The sequence below is a fragment of the Vibrio sp. Y42_MX_L11 genome (assembly GCF_024181785.1).
In the GTDB taxonomy this organism is placed as follows: domain Bacteria; phylum Pseudomonadota; class Gammaproteobacteria; order Enterobacterales; family Vibrionaceae; genus Vibrio; species Vibrio diabolicus.
Map to the genome: position 1 here is coordinate 22778 of NZ_JAMZAP010000006.1, position 15546 is coordinate 38323.

At 45.2% G+C, this 15546-nt stretch carries 10 protein-coding genes; 6 read left to right on the forward strand and 4 right to left on the reverse strand.

Going from position 1 to position 15546, the window contains the following annotated elements:
* Positions 1 to 71: 71 nt before the first annotated feature.
* A complete protein-coding gene (purL, locus tag NL643_RS08050) occupies positions 72 to 3965 on the forward strand; it encodes a phosphoribosylformylglycinamidine synthase (RefSeq protein ID WP_253644243.1) in 3894 nt (1297 codons plus the stop codon).
* 294 nt (positions 3966 to 4259) lie between these two features.
* Positions 4260 to 4568 carry a DUF3622 domain-containing protein gene (locus NL643_RS08055; protein ID WP_005391432.1) on the forward strand — a complete coding sequence of 103 codons (309 nt, stop codon included), beginning with the start codon at positions 4260 to 4262 and terminating at the stop codon, positions 4566 to 4568.
* Positions 4569 to 4658: 90 nt separating this feature from the next.
* On the opposite strand, the gene NL643_RS08060 is transcribed toward NL643_RS08055, so the two are convergent.
* The 3 genes from NL643_RS08060 to NL643_RS08070 all read right to left on the reverse strand — a co-directional run bounded on the left by NL643_RS08060 (position 4659) and on the right by NL643_RS08070 (position 8740).
* The gene (locus tag NL643_RS08060) at positions 4659 to 5102 is read right to left on the reverse strand and encodes a DNA-directed RNA polymerase subunit beta (RefSeq protein ID WP_253644244.1); all 444 of its coding nucleotides are present in this window, start codon (positions 5100 to 5102) and stop codon (positions 4659 to 4661) included.
* 118 nt (positions 5103 to 5220) lie between these two features.
* Entirely contained in the window at positions 5221 to 7407 is a 2187-nt protein-coding gene (locus tag NL643_RS08065; protein ID WP_253644245.1) for a TonB-dependent receptor, read from the reverse strand.
* A 265-nt stretch (positions 7408 to 7672) separates the two neighbouring features.
* On the reverse strand, positions 7673 to 8740 hold the full coding sequence (locus NL643_RS08070; protein WP_005391426.1) for a succinylglutamate desuccinylase/aspartoacylase family protein: 1068 nt from the start codon (positions 8738 to 8740) through the stop codon (positions 7673 to 7675).
* A gap of 329 nt (positions 8741 to 9069) precedes the next feature.
* On the opposite strand from NL643_RS08070, the gene NL643_RS08075 reads away from it, so the two are divergent.
* Entirely contained in the window at positions 9070 to 9609 is a 540-nt protein-coding gene (locus tag NL643_RS08075; protein WP_253644246.1) for a DUF3332 domain-containing protein, read from the forward strand.
* 62 nt (positions 9610 to 9671) lie between these two features.
* Here NL643_RS08075 and NL643_RS08080 read toward each other — a convergent pair whose 3' ends face one another.
* Complete coding sequence (locus tag NL643_RS08080; protein ID WP_253644247.1) at positions 9672 to 11144, reverse strand: aminoacyl-histidine dipeptidase; 1473 nt, start codon at positions 11142 to 11144, stop codon at positions 9672 to 9674.
* A 1024-nt stretch (positions 11145 to 12168) separates the two neighbouring features.
* Here NL643_RS08080 and NL643_RS08085 point away from each other — a divergent pair.
* The 3 genes from NL643_RS08085 to frsA all read left to right on the forward strand — a co-directional run bounded on the left by NL643_RS08085 (position 12169) and on the right by frsA (position 15526).
* Positions 12169 to 13458: an NCS2 family permease gene (locus NL643_RS08085; RefSeq protein ID WP_054867890.1), complete on the forward strand. Its 1290-nt coding sequence runs from the start codon at positions 12169 to 12171 to the stop codon at positions 13456 to 13458.
* A 264-nt stretch (positions 13459 to 13722) separates the two neighbouring features.
* Entirely contained in the window at positions 13723 to 14187 is a 465-nt protein-coding gene (tet(34), locus tag NL643_RS08090) for an oxytetracycline resistance phosphoribosyltransferase domain-containing protein Tet(34) (RefSeq protein WP_005391418.1), read from the forward strand.
* 91 nt (positions 14188 to 14278) lie between these two features.
* On the forward strand, positions 14279 to 15526 hold the full coding sequence (gene frsA, locus NL643_RS08095; protein ID WP_253644248.1) for an esterase FrsA: 1248 nt from the start codon (positions 14279 to 14281) through the stop codon (positions 15524 to 15526).
* Positions 15527 to 15546: the final 20 nt, after the last annotated feature.

Below are 15546 nucleotides of genomic sequence, written 5' to 3' on the forward strand. Positions count from 1 at the left end.
ACAGGGCTTATTTTAAGTGTCTGAATTTATTCCAATATCACCTTAATCAATTGCATAAGAGACCTAAGCACATGAGAATTTTGCGTGGCTCCCCAGCTCTTTCTGAGTTTCGTGTTAATAAACTACTGGAACTTTGTCGTGAACAAGATCTGCCTGTAACTGGCATTTATGCCGAGTTTATGCACTTTGCCGATCTAAAGTCTGACCTTGATGACCAAGAGTTAGAAAAACTTGAAAAGTTAATAACTTACGGCCCAACCATCGAAGAGCATGAGCCAGAAGGTCTTCTACTTCTTGTTACGCCTCGTCCAGGCACTATCTCGCCTTGGTCTTCTAAATCTACCGATATCGCTGTTAACTGTGGCTTGGATAAAGTGAAACGTCTAGAGCGCGGTACGGCTTATTATGTCGAATCTTCAGTTGTTCTATCAGAAGCTCAAGTTGGCGCTGTCAAAGCGTTAATTCATGACCGCATGATGGAAACGGTATTTACAGAATTTGAAGCTGCGTCAGCGCTGTTTACAGTCGCAGAGCCTAAGCCAGTGGCGCATGTTGATATCTTAGCGGGCGGTCGTCTTGCGCTTGAAGAAGCAAACGTTTCCCTTGGCTTGGCACTCGCAGAAGATGAAATTGATTACTTAGTAGAGAACTTTACTAAGCTTGGGCGTAACCCAAACGACATTGAATTGATGATGTTTGCTCAGGCGAACTCAGAGCACTGTCGCCACAAAATTTTTAACGCAGATTGGACTATCGACGGGGTAGATCAACCTAAGTCTCTGTTCAAAATGATCAAAAACACGTTCGAAACGACACCTGACTATGTGCTGTCTGCATACAAAGACAACGCGGCCGTTATGACGGGCTCTAAAGCGGGTCGTTTCTTCCCAGACCCTAAATCTCGTCAATACACTTACCACCATGAAGATGCACACATCTTGATGAAGGTAGAGACGCACAACCACCCAACGGCAATCTCTCCATGGCCGGGCGCATCGACTGGTTCAGGCGGTGAGATCCGTGACGAAGGCGCGACGGGTATCGGCGGTAAGCCAAAAGCGGGTCTGGTTGGTTTTACAACCTCTAACTTACGTATTCCTGGTTTTGAACAGCCATGGGAAACCGACTTCGGCAAGCCTGGTCGTATTGTAAATGCGCTAGACATCATGCTTGAAGGTCCTCTAGGCGGCGCGGCATTCAACAACGAATTTGGTCGTCCAAATCTATTGGGTTACTTCCGTACTTACGAAGAAAAAGTGACCTCTCACGCGGGTGAAGAAATCCGTGGTTACCACAAACCAATCATGATTGCTGGTGGTATGGGTAACATTCGTGACGAACACGTGCAGAAGAAAGAAATTCCAGTGGGTGCGAGCTTGATCGTACTTGGTGGTCCGGCAATGAACATTGGTCTTGGTGGTGGTGCGGCGTCTTCGATGGCATCTGGTCAGTCAGCAGAAGATCTGGACTTTGCTTCAGTACAGCGTGAAAACCCAGAGATGGAGCGTCGCTGTCAAGAAGTGATCGACCGTTGTTGGCAGCTAGGCGACGACAACCCAATCGCATTTATCCACGATGTAGGTGCGGGCGGTATCTCTAACGCATTGCCTGAACTTGTCGACGACGGTGAGCGTGGCGGTAAGTTCCAATTACGCGATGTACCAAACGATGAGCCGGGCATGAGTCCGCTAGAAATTTGGTGTAATGAATCACAGGAACGTTACGTTCTTGCGGTAGCGCCAGAAAACATGGAAGCATTCGATGCAATCTGTAAGCGTGAACGCGCACCATATGCAGTGGTGGGTGTGGCAACTGAAGAGCGTCATCTAACGCTAGAAGATTCTCACTTCGACAATACGCCAATCGATATGCCAATGGATATCCTGCTTGGTAAGCCACCGAAGATGCACCGCGACGCAACCACACTAAAGGTGGAAAGCCCTGCCATTGTTCGTGATGGTATTGAGCTTAATGAAGCGGTGGATCGCGTACTTCGTCTTCCAGCGGTTGCAGAAAAAACATTCCTAATTACTATCGGTGACCGAACAGTAACGGGTCTGGTTGCTCGTGATCAAATGGTTGGCCCTTGGCAGGTACCAGTAGCAAACTGTGCAGTAACAGCGGCAAGCTATGACACTTACCACGGCGAAGCAATGTCGATGGGTGAGCGCACGCCAGTGGCATTACTAGACTTTGGTGCATCGGCTCGCCTAGCGGTTGGTGAGTCACTAACGAACATTGCGGCAACAGACATCGGTGATATTAAACACATTAAACTGTCTGCGAACTGGATGTCGCCAGCGGGTCACCCAGGTGAAGATGCAGGTCTTTATGAAGCAGTCAAAGCGGTGGGTGAAGAGCTCTGTCCTGCATTAGGTTTGACGATCCCAGTTGGTAAAGACTCCATGTCGATGAAAACCAAGTGGGAAGAGAACGGCGAGAGTAAAGAAGTCACTTCTCCACTGTCTCTAGTTATCACGGCATTTGGTCGTGTGGAAGACGTACGTAAGACCGTGACTCCACAACTACGCACTGACAAAGGCGATACTTCTCTAGTTCTTGTTGACTTGGGTAACGGCAAAAACCGCTTAGGTGCGACAGCATTGGCACAAGTATACAAACAGCTGGGTGACAAACCTGCTGACGTATATAACGCTGAGCAGCTAAAAGGCTTCTTTGATGCAATGCAAGCGTTAGTACGTGATGACAAGCTAGTGGCTTACCACGATAAAGGCGACGGTGGTCTGTTTGTTACACTGGCTGAGATGGCGTTCGCGGGTCATTGTGGCGTAAAAGCGAACATCGCAGAGCTGGGTGATGATGCGCTAGCCGTTCTATTTAACGAAGAGCTAGGTGCGGTTGTTCAAGTTAAGAATGATGATCTGGATTCAGTTCTATCTACTCTGGCGGCAAACGGTTTAGAGGCATGTTCACATGTGATTGGTTCTGTTGAAGCTTCAGACGACTTTATTATCACTTCTGGTGATGCAGTTGTGCTTGAACGCTCACGTACCGAACTACGCGTTATCTGGGCTGAAACAACGCATAAGATGCAGGCGCTACGCGATAACCCAGCATGTGCAGACCAAGAGCACGAAGCTAAGAAAGACAACTCTGACCCGGGTCTAAACGTTAAGCTAAGCTTCGACGTAAATGAAGACGTTGCAGCGCCTTACATTGCAAAAGGTGCGAAGCCTAAGATGGCGATTCTACGTGAGCAGGGTGTTAACTCCCACGTTGAAATGGCAGCAGCGTTTGACCGCGCAGGTTTTGAAGCAACCGACATTCATATGAGTGATATCCTAACGGGTCAAGCCGTTCTGGATGAATACCATGGCCTAGTAGCTTGTGGTGGCTTCTCTTACGGCGACGTACTAGGTGCGGGTGAAGGCTGGGCTAAGTCTATCCTGTTTAACGCACAAGCTCGTGAACAGTTCCAAGCCTTCTTTAACCGTAAAGAGACGTTCTCTTTAGGTGTATGTAACGGTTGTCAGATGCTTTCTAACCTGAAAGAGCTGATCCCGGGTGCAGACTTGTGGCCACGTTTTGTTCGTAACGAATCTGAGCGTTTTGAAGCGCGCTTTAGCCTAGTTGAAGTTCAGAAATCTGATTCTGTATTCTTCGACGGAATGGCTGGTTCGCGCATGCCAATCGCGGTTTCCCACGGAGAAGGGCGTGTAGAAGTACGTGATGCAGAGCACCTGGCAGCGATCGAGGCATCAGGTACGGTTGCGGTTCGTTACGTGGATAACCTCGGTAACCCGACGCAACAATATCCGAACAACCCGAACGGTTCGCCAAACGCGATTACTGGCTTAACAACAGCAGATGGTCGCGTGACTATCATGATGCCTCACCCAGAGCGCGTATTCCGCACAGTTGCAAACTCTTGGGCTCCGGAAGGTTGGGGTGAAAATGGTGCTTGGATGCGTATGTTCCAAAATGCCCGTAAGAATATCGGTTAATTAACCAAAGGTTAATCTAGCTTAAGTAAAGCGTTGGTTGAGAGACCAGCGCTTTCTTTTTTCTTATCACTCTTTTTCTTCGCCGCTCTTTCTAGTGACTTGGCGAAACGTTGCTTTGTTCTGCCTCTTCTTTGTCATCTATTATCTCGCGTAAAAAACTTGCAGCGTTTAGATTACTTTTATGCTCTAATACCGCGCTTACCAAGGGATGGTGTTAAACAGCTCAGCTTAGATGGAGTTATCAAGTTGACCGAATCCCTGATTGATCCCTAAATCCCTTAGGAAATGAAAGAAATGTCTAAGAATCCAAAATTTGCTATCCGCGTCACTGAAAAACGTAACGGCTGGAGCGCAGAAATCACTCGCCAAGTGACATCTCGTAAGACTGTAGTATCAAAGCGTGAAACTGGCTTTGACAGCGAAGAGAAAGCACAAGCTTGGGCTGAACAAGAACTGGCTGGTTTTATCCAAAACCAAGTGGTTCGTAACGAGCGTAAAGCAGCGCAACGTCAAGAGCGTGAAGCAGAACAACTAGCGGCAAAAGTTCGTAAAGAAGAAGCCCGCAAAGCACGTGACGCTGAAGTAGACGCTGACGAAGAATAGATTCAAGTCGGTGAGATGGTGACGTCACCCATCAAACAAAAAGTGAAAATGCCCTGAGCTTTGTCTCAGGGCATTTTTTATTGTATCGACTTAAAAACAATCCGAAGATACTGACAGACTAAACGTACCGTCTTCAGGGACTGCAAATTGTTTATTGCCAGGAAGAAGGTGAGGGTTATTAGCATAAGTGCGATGTGTTGACTTGCCCTTTGCCGAGTGCCTCTCTGGTAAATCAAAGTGTTGCAATCCGTCAGATAGATCGTTTGCTTCACCGTAGTCGAAATGCGTTGCGACGTCTTTAGGCTGCTTGGCGTAACGACAGTGATCCGGCTTTCCATCTTCATGCCAAGTTAACGCGTTTGCTTTGGCGTCTAGATTCAGATTATTTGTTGTTGGTTGTGCGTAATGATCCTCAATAACCTGGTGCTGACTCTGCTCTTGTAAGTAGTCAGCAATGCTCTCAGAAGTCTGTGCCAGGCTTTGACTTGCTGGAACGAAGCAAGCAAGAAGAAACAATGTTTTTAAGTTGTTCATAGTGTGTATGCAAGCAAAAAGAAATGATAGTACTGATAAATAAAACGGTGTGCAATTATGGTTGTTCGTTAAGAAACAGCAGGGCAGTTAATGTCTGCCCTGCATCTTTTAGGTATGGTTAGTATTGATAAGTGAGGTGCAGTTTGACTTCGCGACCAGGCGAAGGCACGCCATTAGATAGGTATGCTTCGTAGTAACGATCGGTTAAGTTTTTCACAACAGCGCCAACACTCAAGCCTTCGACTTGTTGTATTTCCCAAACCACGTAAGCGTTTTGTAGCGTGTATTGCTCACTTGGCGATTTCACTTTTAAATTGTTGCCACTTGCCTTGGTTTTGGTTTGCGCATCATACCAACGGACTTCCCAGCCCGTACGTAAACCCGGAATCCATTCGTAACCTAAACCCAGATTAATGTTTAATGGTGGCACATCAGGGTGATCATCATCTGAACCTGTAGAGTCAGATAAACTGCCTTTGTTTTTGCCGCGAATGTAACTTGCTGAGAAATTACTGTAGAAATCTTCAATCCGGTATTGTGAAATTAGCTCAAAGCCGTAGTTTTTAAAGCCATCTAGGTTTGTATTCCAGCTTTGTAACTCAGTAGTACTTTTGTCGAGGTTTTCGCCCGTTCGTATATCAACTGTGTCGCTAACATCGTTATAGAATAAAGTTAACTCTGTTGCGAGGTTATCGCGAGAGTTCACCAGCCCTTCCGTTAAGTTGATAACGCTTGCTTGATAAGCATGGATACGAGACACGTCCAGGTTCAAAGCAGTAGCCGTAGCGGTAGCTCGCGCATATTGCACTGAGTAGATGTTATCAACGGTTGGTGCTTTTAAAGCGTAGGCGTAGGAGGCGTTTAAACGCGTATTATTGGTCGCATCAAAGTCGATATCCAAACGTGGGCTAAAGCCTTTATGCGTCGTTTCACCGTAGTCATGTCCGGCGGCTGGATCATTATAATCCGGCGCGGCGTTCCCTTTTCCTTCACTCTTGATGTATTCGTAACGCAGAGAAGGTGTGATGGTTAGACGGTCTGTTGCTTGATAGTGATCAGCAATGTAAGCCGCATAAATTGACTGAGTGCCAGATGGTTCGTAGTAAGGGGTATACCAACCGTAGTTTTTGGCTTCATTACTGTCGTATGATGCGTTGAATACTAATGAGTCTCTATCGGTTTTTTGATATTGAAGCCCTGTCACTAGAGTGTGGTCTCCGAACTGCGCTTGGTTAAACACATCAGCATAGTCACGCTCGTAACTTAACCAAGACTCGTGACCGTAACTGCCAACAGAAACGAACATTTTCTCGAATGCCACGTCAGGACGAACCCAGTGACGATCGTTTTCAGAACGTGCCATTTTGATATTGAAATCAATATACGGGTTAGTCGGCATGTAGTGGTAAGAGATGGTCGTGGTGTTATCCGTGTATTTATTATCGACGGTGTATGCGTATTTGGCTTTTTCTAATGATCCGTATTTCTTGATGTTGTACTCAGTGATGTTAGGCATTTTTCCGCGGCGGTTAGCCCAAGGTTTACGACCTTCATCTTTGTAGCGAGTGTGGCTAATTTCAAACTCGTGATCGTTGTTTTCATAACCGACTTTTACGAGCATGTTTTCTTGCTCGTAACCTGAGTAATCCAGCGTTTCACCACCACCGACTTTAATGTCATCAGAATCTTTTACAGAGCCATTCGCTAGAAAATAAAAACCAGCATCGTTTTTACCATAGAGTGTTAGCGTGTAGGCATTCTCATCGCCGTTGTTGTTATATGCACTTGATATGCGAGCACCAAAGTTTCTATTGCCGTACAGTAGGTCATCGACACTCTTGGTTTTAATACGAATTGAGCCACCAAACTTTCCGTTGAGTGCTCGATAGTCGTGCGCGCCCTTGATAATTTCTGCTTCACCAATCAAGAACGGATCAAAAAAGAAAGTTCCGTAGCGGTATTGTTGAAAGCCAATTGGAGCGCCATCGACAAATACGGCGATATCGCTTGGATCATCAAAACCACGAATATTAATACGTTCGCCGCCGGAACGGCCGCCGCCATCTAATGATGCGCCCGGAACGGCATCGATCATTGAGGCAAAATTGGAGTACTGTTGCTCTTCAATCTCTGACCAATTAATGGTGGTTTGCGCAGGCTCAGCAATGGTAATAGGTTTGGCATAACGCACACCGATGACTTCAAGCTCTTCACTTGGCGTTGTCTCGGCATATGAATAAAGAGGGAAGAGCAAAGTCAGTGAAATGAGATTTACTTTGAATGGATGACTTTTTAATCGTTTCATATTGATGATTTATAGTGTTTTTATGAAGCTCGGATTATAAGAACATTATTACGATTAATAAATGATAATGAGATTAATTATCAAATGTATTTTTTGCGATGGCTTGTAAAGTTTTTTATCCATTTGTGGAAACTACGATGAGTATCGTTAGCTTACAGAAAACAAAAAGCCCAGCATCATGGACGCTGAGCTCATTGGCTTTTAAACAAGATGGTGCGAGCACTGTTGCTCCTTTCGAGCTAATCAAGTGCGTACTTGGTAGGAATTACTGAGTTTCTAACGGGATCTGTCCGGTAGTCAGTGGCTCGACATCGAACTCGGTCAGTCCTTCAATGTAACTTTCAACGGCTTGTTCTACCGAATCATCACCTTGGTTGAAGTAAGCAAGGTGGAAGATCGCATCGCCTTCATTAACCAGTGGCAAAGTTTGTTGACCGATCACCAAGCCACGCTTTGGCGCTTTGAGCTCTACCTCATCATGTCCAAGAGGAGAGCTGATATAGGCGAGCGTTTCCCCCTGTTCTACTTTGTCTCCCAGATTAACGACAGTACGCAAAATACCGTTACCTGACGCACGAACCCAGCTGGTGGACTTCGCTATGATAGGCTCAGGCAGCTTTTTCCTGCTCGCACGCAACATACCAATGGCTTGCATTACGCGCCGAACCCCGAGTACACCAGCGCTGATTGACAGTGGATCAAAACGCAATGCTTCGCCAGCCTCGTAGGTGAGCACGGGGATATCACATTTTTCTGCTTCACTGCGTAAAGAGCCATCACGCAATGCTGAATCAACAATCACTGGCGTCGCAAACGCCTGAGCAATACGCAGAGTTTCTGGGTTGCTTAAGTTTGCGCGAATCTGTGGCAGGTTCGTGCGGTGAATGGCCCCAGTGTGCAGATCCAAAATGTAGTCACAACGCTTGGCAATGTTGTTAAAGAACCCGTGTGCCATTCGAGATGCAAGCGCGCCTTTTTCACTGCCAGGAAAGCAACGGTTGAGATCTCGTCGATCGGGCAAGTACCGTGATTTATGGATGAAACCAAAAACGTTAACGATAGGTACTGCAATGACAGTGCCTTTCAGTTTTTGTGGATCCAGTTGGTTAATGATCTGACGAACGATTTCTACGCCATTAAGCTCATCACCATGGATAGCAGCATTCACCATCAACACAGGCCCTTCTTGTTTCCCATGGATGATTTCCACAGGAATAGATAAAGGCGAATGTGTGTATAGCTTCGCTGCTTCAAATTCGATCTCTAATCGTTGTCCTGGTTGTATTTGATGCCCTAAGAGCTCAAACACTTTGCTTTTTTTACTTCTGGCCATAAACCATCTCTGTCAAATGCGTTATCAGCAATGTAACAATTGCTGCAAAATTGCACTAATCATTCTCATTAAGGACACGACAAATTACTTTAATCGTCATGCGCGAAACCTCAGCATGTGTGAAGTTTTTGTTTTCAATATGATCTTTTCTATCAGTTTAATACATAACGAGAGGTACAGAAGGAAGAGCAATCATAGGCTTAAAAAATGTGACTGTATTAAAAATAATACTGATAATGAAGGACAAAAAAACGGACTTTTAACCCTACTTTTTATCCGATAATATCCGCGCCGAATTTGAGGTCTAACATTTCTAACTAGAGGTTTTGATGAAAAAGGCAATTGCTAAAATTGGTGCATTGACTGCTGTAGCAGTTTCACTTTCAGGTTGCGTTGGCAGTAATGCCGTGACAGGTTATGTCATGGGGTTTAACTTGAAAGCTGTAGATAACCGTTACGCTCGAGGTGGTCTAAACATGCTTTTAGCACCTGTTTATGGTGTCGCAATCGCAGCGGACTACATCGTGTTTAACTCTCTAGAGTTTTGGACGGGTAAGAGCCCTTTAAATGGTAAGCCACATATCTTCGATACAAAGATGGATACTTACATCGATGTCAATCACCAGTTAGATAAATCGTTAACGACGGCGCCAATTGCACCGTTAGCGAATAACCGTGTTATTGAGCAGGGTCGAATGCAGCAAATCGATGAGAATACTGTTCAAATGGATATTACTTACAATAACGGCGAGAAGGCGACACTCATGGGTGTGCGCGATGGTGAGTTTGTCACTTACTACATTGATGGCGAAGTCGTTGCACAAACCTCAATGGATGAGCTAGCTGCTTATACGCAAAATCGCGTGTAATTTGGTCCAGCCAAACAAAAAAGGGTGCCGTAAAGCACCCTTTGTCGTTTTTCGTGGTTGAATTACGCTTTCTCTGGAATTGCCTCTAGAAGCGCTACCATTTGGTCCCAGTACAGCTGAACGGTATCAATCTTCACTTTCTCATCTGGTGAGTGAGGGAATTTAATTGTTGGACCGAAAGACACCATATCCATGTGTGGGTATGGTTCTTTAAACAGGCCACACTCAAGACCAGCATGGATGACCATGATGTTCGGCTTATGACCGTAAATGCTTTCATACATATCACGGAAAATTGCCATGATCTCGGAATCTGCATCTGGCTTCCAGCCAGGGTAAGCACCTGAGAACTGAATTTGCGCGCCTGCTAGCTCAGTAATCGAGCGCAGCATGCTTTCCACTTGGCTACGGCCAGAGTCAATGAGAGAACGAATCAAGCAAAGCACGGTGACTTTATTTTCTTCTGTGCTGATCACACCAACGTTTAGAGAAGTTTCAACAACACCTTCCACCTCGTCACTCATACGCATTACTCCGTTTGGACAAGCGTTAAGTGCCGCAATGAATCGTTGCTGATCGGCGATTGAAAATACTTGCGCGTCAGTCGTGATCACTTCATTAAAGGTTACGATACCTGTTTCGATTTTACCCAATTCAGTTTTAAGCAGCTCAGTGTAGTGGTTGAACAGCTCAGCAAGCTTGTCTTGGTTTTCGACAGGAAGCGCAACAGTAACAAACGCTTCGCGAGGGATTGCATTACGTAAGCTACCACCACGGAATTCGACTAAACGTAAATCAAGCTCTTGAGCATGACCGGCAAGGAAACGACCAAGTAATTTGTTGGCATTACCACGACCTGTGTGAATGTCACAACCTGAGTGACCACCTTTTAGGCCTTTCAGCGTTAGTTGGCGTGTTACAAAACCTGCAGGTGTTGCTTCTCGAGAAATGCCGAAAGTCATGGTGCCATCAACACCACCGGCGCAACCCATGTAGACTTCGCCTTCTTGTTCAGAGTCTGTGTTGAGAAGGATCTCACCTTCTAACCAACCAGCCTCAAGACCAAATGCGCCAGTCATGCCTGCTTCTTCATCAATCGTAAGCAGAACTTCGATTGGGCCGTGCTTAATGTCTTTAGATGCCAATACAGCAAGGCAAGAAGCCATACCAATCCCGTTATCTGCACCAAGCGTCGTGCCTTTCGCCGTTACCCATTCGCCATCGATGTAAGGTTGGATTGGATCTTTGGTGAAGTCGTGTTCGGTGTCTTCGTTTTTCTGCGGCACCATGTCGATGTGTGCTTGAAGTACAACAGCCTTCTTATTTTCCATTCCAGGTGTCGCGGGCTTTTTGATGAACACGTTACCGGTTGGATCACGGCGAACGTCAAAGCCTTGCTCTGTTGCCCAGTTGATAATGTACTGTGCTAATGCTTCTTCATGTTTAGATGGGTGAGGGATAGAACAAATCTTATCGAAAAACTGCCAAAGTGGAGCAGGTGATAAGGTACTGATTTCAGAATGGAACTCAGACACGGAGGACTCCTTTTGATGTGCTTTGCCAAATATATACCGTAAAAATATTGTCAAAATAGCATTAAATGCTAGACGATTTGGCCTTCAAATTGCCGTTTAGCATACCACCAGATAAGGAGTACGAGTAGTCGCGTGCACAAGGATTTCTCTCAGAACTGTCACAGTTTGTGAACACAATAACAGGCACTATGTGTTCTTTATCATACATTCTGAAAGTGGCTTTATTTTTAATTCATAAAACTGTAATTTAATTACATTTAAACTTTGATGAAGGTCAATTTATACATTTTTTGTGATTTTAATCACTAAAATACTTGTAATTAAATTTCTTGGTGGTATATTTGTAACCAGCTTCTGAGAGAAGAATGAAATGCTCAAAGGATGAGTCCGTTTTATCGCCTCCAAGGAACCGAGAAATCAACGAATGTTTAATTGATTTAAAAGGTGATAGTTATGAAAGGTTTACCAAGTACAATGTTCTGGAATAGCAAGTCTGTTTACACCGGCAACTTTGTATACCCAACAAGCTTTGGCTACTAAGTGAAGTCAACGCATGTGACTCGAACAGTTTGTTCACCCCTATAAATTGGAATTTTTTTTCAGTGATAGTGCTGACATGATTCGCCGCCACCCAAATTGGGTGGCGTTTTTTTATCTCCACTTTCTCTTTCTGACACATTTTCTGCCATCAAGGCTGGGTTCTATTCTCTGTTCTTCAGTTTTATCGACTTCCCCGTCAAATCCACCTAGATATGACGCTTAAAACGCCCAGTTTCTATTTGAAAGTTTAGTACATTGTTCAGTTTTTATTCTGTTGTTGGGTTATGAACGATAATTGTTAATTGTTGTTTTATAAGAATATATTTCCTGTTTTGCTTTTAAAAATTAGCGAATGGGTTTCATATCCAAAGAAAAAAATCGCATTAGAGTGAAGATTCTATCTAGAATTTGCTATTTGATAACTTTATAATTCCCGCCAATCGATTACGCAACCGTTTACTTTTTACCTTTACAGGATTCGATCATGCTCGAGAGGCTTTTTAAGCTCAGTGACAATGGCACAAATGTGCGCACTGAGATCATTGCAGGTGTTACCACCTTCCTAACCATGGCTTACATTATTTTTGTAAACCCAGCGATCCTGTCGGATACCGGTATGGACCGTGGTGCCATTTTTGTTGCAACTTGTCTTGCGGCCGCTATCGGCTGTTTCATCATGGGATTTGTTGCCAACTACCCAATTGCACAAGCACCAGGAATGGGGCTGAACGCATTTTTCACTTACTCTGTTGTTTTGGGAATGGGCTATACGTGGCAAGTTGCGTTAGCGGCGGTGTTTGTTTCAGGCCTGCTGTTTATTCTTTTGAGTATATTTAAGATCCGTGAGTGGATTATTAACTCGATCCCGCATTCTCTTCGAACTGGTATTTCAGCCGGTATCGGTCTTTTCTTAGCATTTATCGCATTAAAAAATGCAGGCATCGTCGTTGATAACCCTGCGACATTAGTTTCTATGGGAGACATCACATCATTGCCATCTGTATTGGCTGCGATTGGTTTCTTCCTTACTATCGCGCTTGTTCACCGTGGTGTGAAAGGTGCGGTGATGATCGCCATTCTTGGTGTTACAGCGCTTGGCCTTCTATTTGGTGATGTGCAGTGGAGCGGCATTATGTCTACGCCACCAAGCATTGCACCAACTTTCATGCAACTGGATTTCTCTGGTTTGTTTGAAGTTGGCATGATTTCCGTTGTGTTCGCTTTCCTATTTGTCGATTTGTTTGATACCGCAGGTACGCTAGTTGGCGTTTCTCAAAAAGCAGGCCTCACGGATGAGAATGGCAACATCCCGCGTCTAAACAAAGCGTTACTTGCAGACTCAACAGCAACGTCAGTAGGTGCACTACTTGGTACCTCAAACACCACATCTTACATTGAGAGTGTTTCTGGTGTGGCGGCTGGTGGTCGTACTGGTCTAACAGCCGTGGTTGTTGGTGTGCTCTTCCTACTTGCTCTATTGTTTTCACCGCTAGCAGGAATGATCCCTGCTTATGCAACATCGGGCGCTCTGTTCTATGTCGCGATTTTGATGCTGTCTGGACTGGTAAGCATTGATTGGCGTGACCTAACGGAAGCATCACCAGTTGTTGTGACTTGTTTGGTGATGCCATTAACGTTCTCGATTGCAGAGGGTATTACGTTAGGCTTTATCGCGTACGCGGCGATCAAATTATTCAGCGGCAAGGGCCGTGAAGTGTCGATGAGTGTGTGGGTGATGTCTGCCATCTTCATCGTCAAATACCTCGTCGGTTAATTTCTCGAGCAAAAAGCCAGTGTGGATTTATTCACGCTGGCTTTTTCTTTTTTCACGTTGTTCACTTCAGACGGTTTTTCTGCGGAATAGGCAGAGAATTTTGATATCACCGTTGGTATTAGCGGTGTGTTTCGGTAGAATAATCGTTTGCGCAGCTTGAAATCCTCATCTCCATACGTTTTGGAGAGGTCAGTGAGCATTCCGCTTTTGAGTGAGTTCGCTAGATTTTGAGGATGCATATTTTCAAATTATTAGGTTATTACAATGAGTAAAAAATTCATTATCACTTGGGATGCAATGCAGACTTACTGCCGTGAACTGGCTGAAAAACAAATGCCAGCTGAGCAATGGAAAGGGATTTGGGCGGTAAGCCGCGGTGGTTTGGTTCCTGGCGCTATCTTGGCTCGTGAACTGGGTATTCGTTACGTTGATACAATCTGTATTTCAAGCTACGACCATGATCATCAGCGCGATATGACGGTACTAAAAGCACCTGAAGGCGATGGTGAAGGTTACCTAATCGTTGAAGACCTAGTAGACAGTGGTGATACGGCGCGCAAACTACGTGAGATGTATCCAAAAGCGAAGATGATCGCTGTGTGTGCGAAACCTTCAGGCAAAGCGTTGCTAGATGATTACGTGGTAGATATCGCGCAAGACACTTGGATTGAACAACCTTGGGATATGTCAATCCAGTACGCTGAGCCTGTAAACCGCAAGCAAAAATAAACGCTATTAAAGAATATTGAGAAATGCCCCTGTATAGGGGCATTTTTTTTATTATCATAACAACTCATGCTAATAGCCTAAGGTTCTTCCTATGTCTGAAGACGTCAGTAAAAATCTTTCCGAAACTTTGTTCGTGAAACATAAGCAAGCAAAAGAAACCTCTGCGCTTACCCAGTATATGCCGACCAGTCAAAAAATACTTGATGAGCGAGAGGCGCAGGATGATCGTGCTTGGTATCGTCATTTGCGCCGCTTGCAATGGGCTTGGCAAGGGTTGTCTCCGATAGAGATGGAAGGTGTGCTTTCTAAAATCGCTTCTTCTTCCCACTCTCGAACCAATGATGATTGGTTAGACACCGTAATGGGGTACCACAACGGCAACTGGACATTTGAGTGGATTAAGCTCGGCATGGAGCATCAGAAGCGTTCAAATGAAATGCAAGGTGAGGAGGCCGCCGATGAACTCTTCACCGCTTCTTTGTGTTTTAGTATCGCAGGCTACCCACATCTGAAGAATGATAATTTGGCCTTGCAGGCTCAAGTGCTGGCAAACAAAGCGTATTCTGACGGCGCAGAGAAGACCAAGTACACCATCAAGCAAATTGAAGTGCCTTACCAAAATCGCAAAATCATCGCGAACCTTCATTTGCCAAGAACCGACAAACAACTGCCTGTGGTGATGGTGAGCGCTGGTCTCGATACGTTACAAACCGACATGTGGCGTTTGTTCCGCAATCATCTTGCACCACGAGATATTGCAATGTTGACGGTCGACATGCCTTCGGTGGGGCACAGTTCTCACTGGCCTTTGACTGAGAACTCAAGCTGCCTGCACCAAGCGGTACTAAATGAGCTGTATTCATTGCCTTGGGTGGATCATCACAAAGTGGGGTTAGTTGGATTTCGTTTTGGTGGTAATGCCATGATCCGACTCTCTTTTGTTGAGCAAGAGAAGATCAAAGCTTGTGTAGCCCTCGGCGCACCCGTACATGATATTTTTACTTCCCCTGAGAAGCTGCAAAAAATGCCGAAGATGTATCTGGATCTGTTGGCTTCTCGCTTAGGGAAAAGCGCGGTTGATATTAATAGCATGGCGGGCCAGATGATGGCCTGGTCATTGAAGGTTCAGGGCTTCTTGAGCAGTAGAAAAACTAAAGTACCTATTTTAGCTTTGAGCCTTGAAGGCGATCCGGTGTCTCCACACAGTGATAACCAACTCGTCGCGCTGTTTAGCCAGTATGGCAGAGCGAAAAAAATCAGTTCCAAAACGATTACAAAAGGATATGAGCAATCCCTCGATTTAGCCATAAAGTGGCTAGAAGATGAATTATTAGGGTGACAATTCTCCTAAATTAGTTA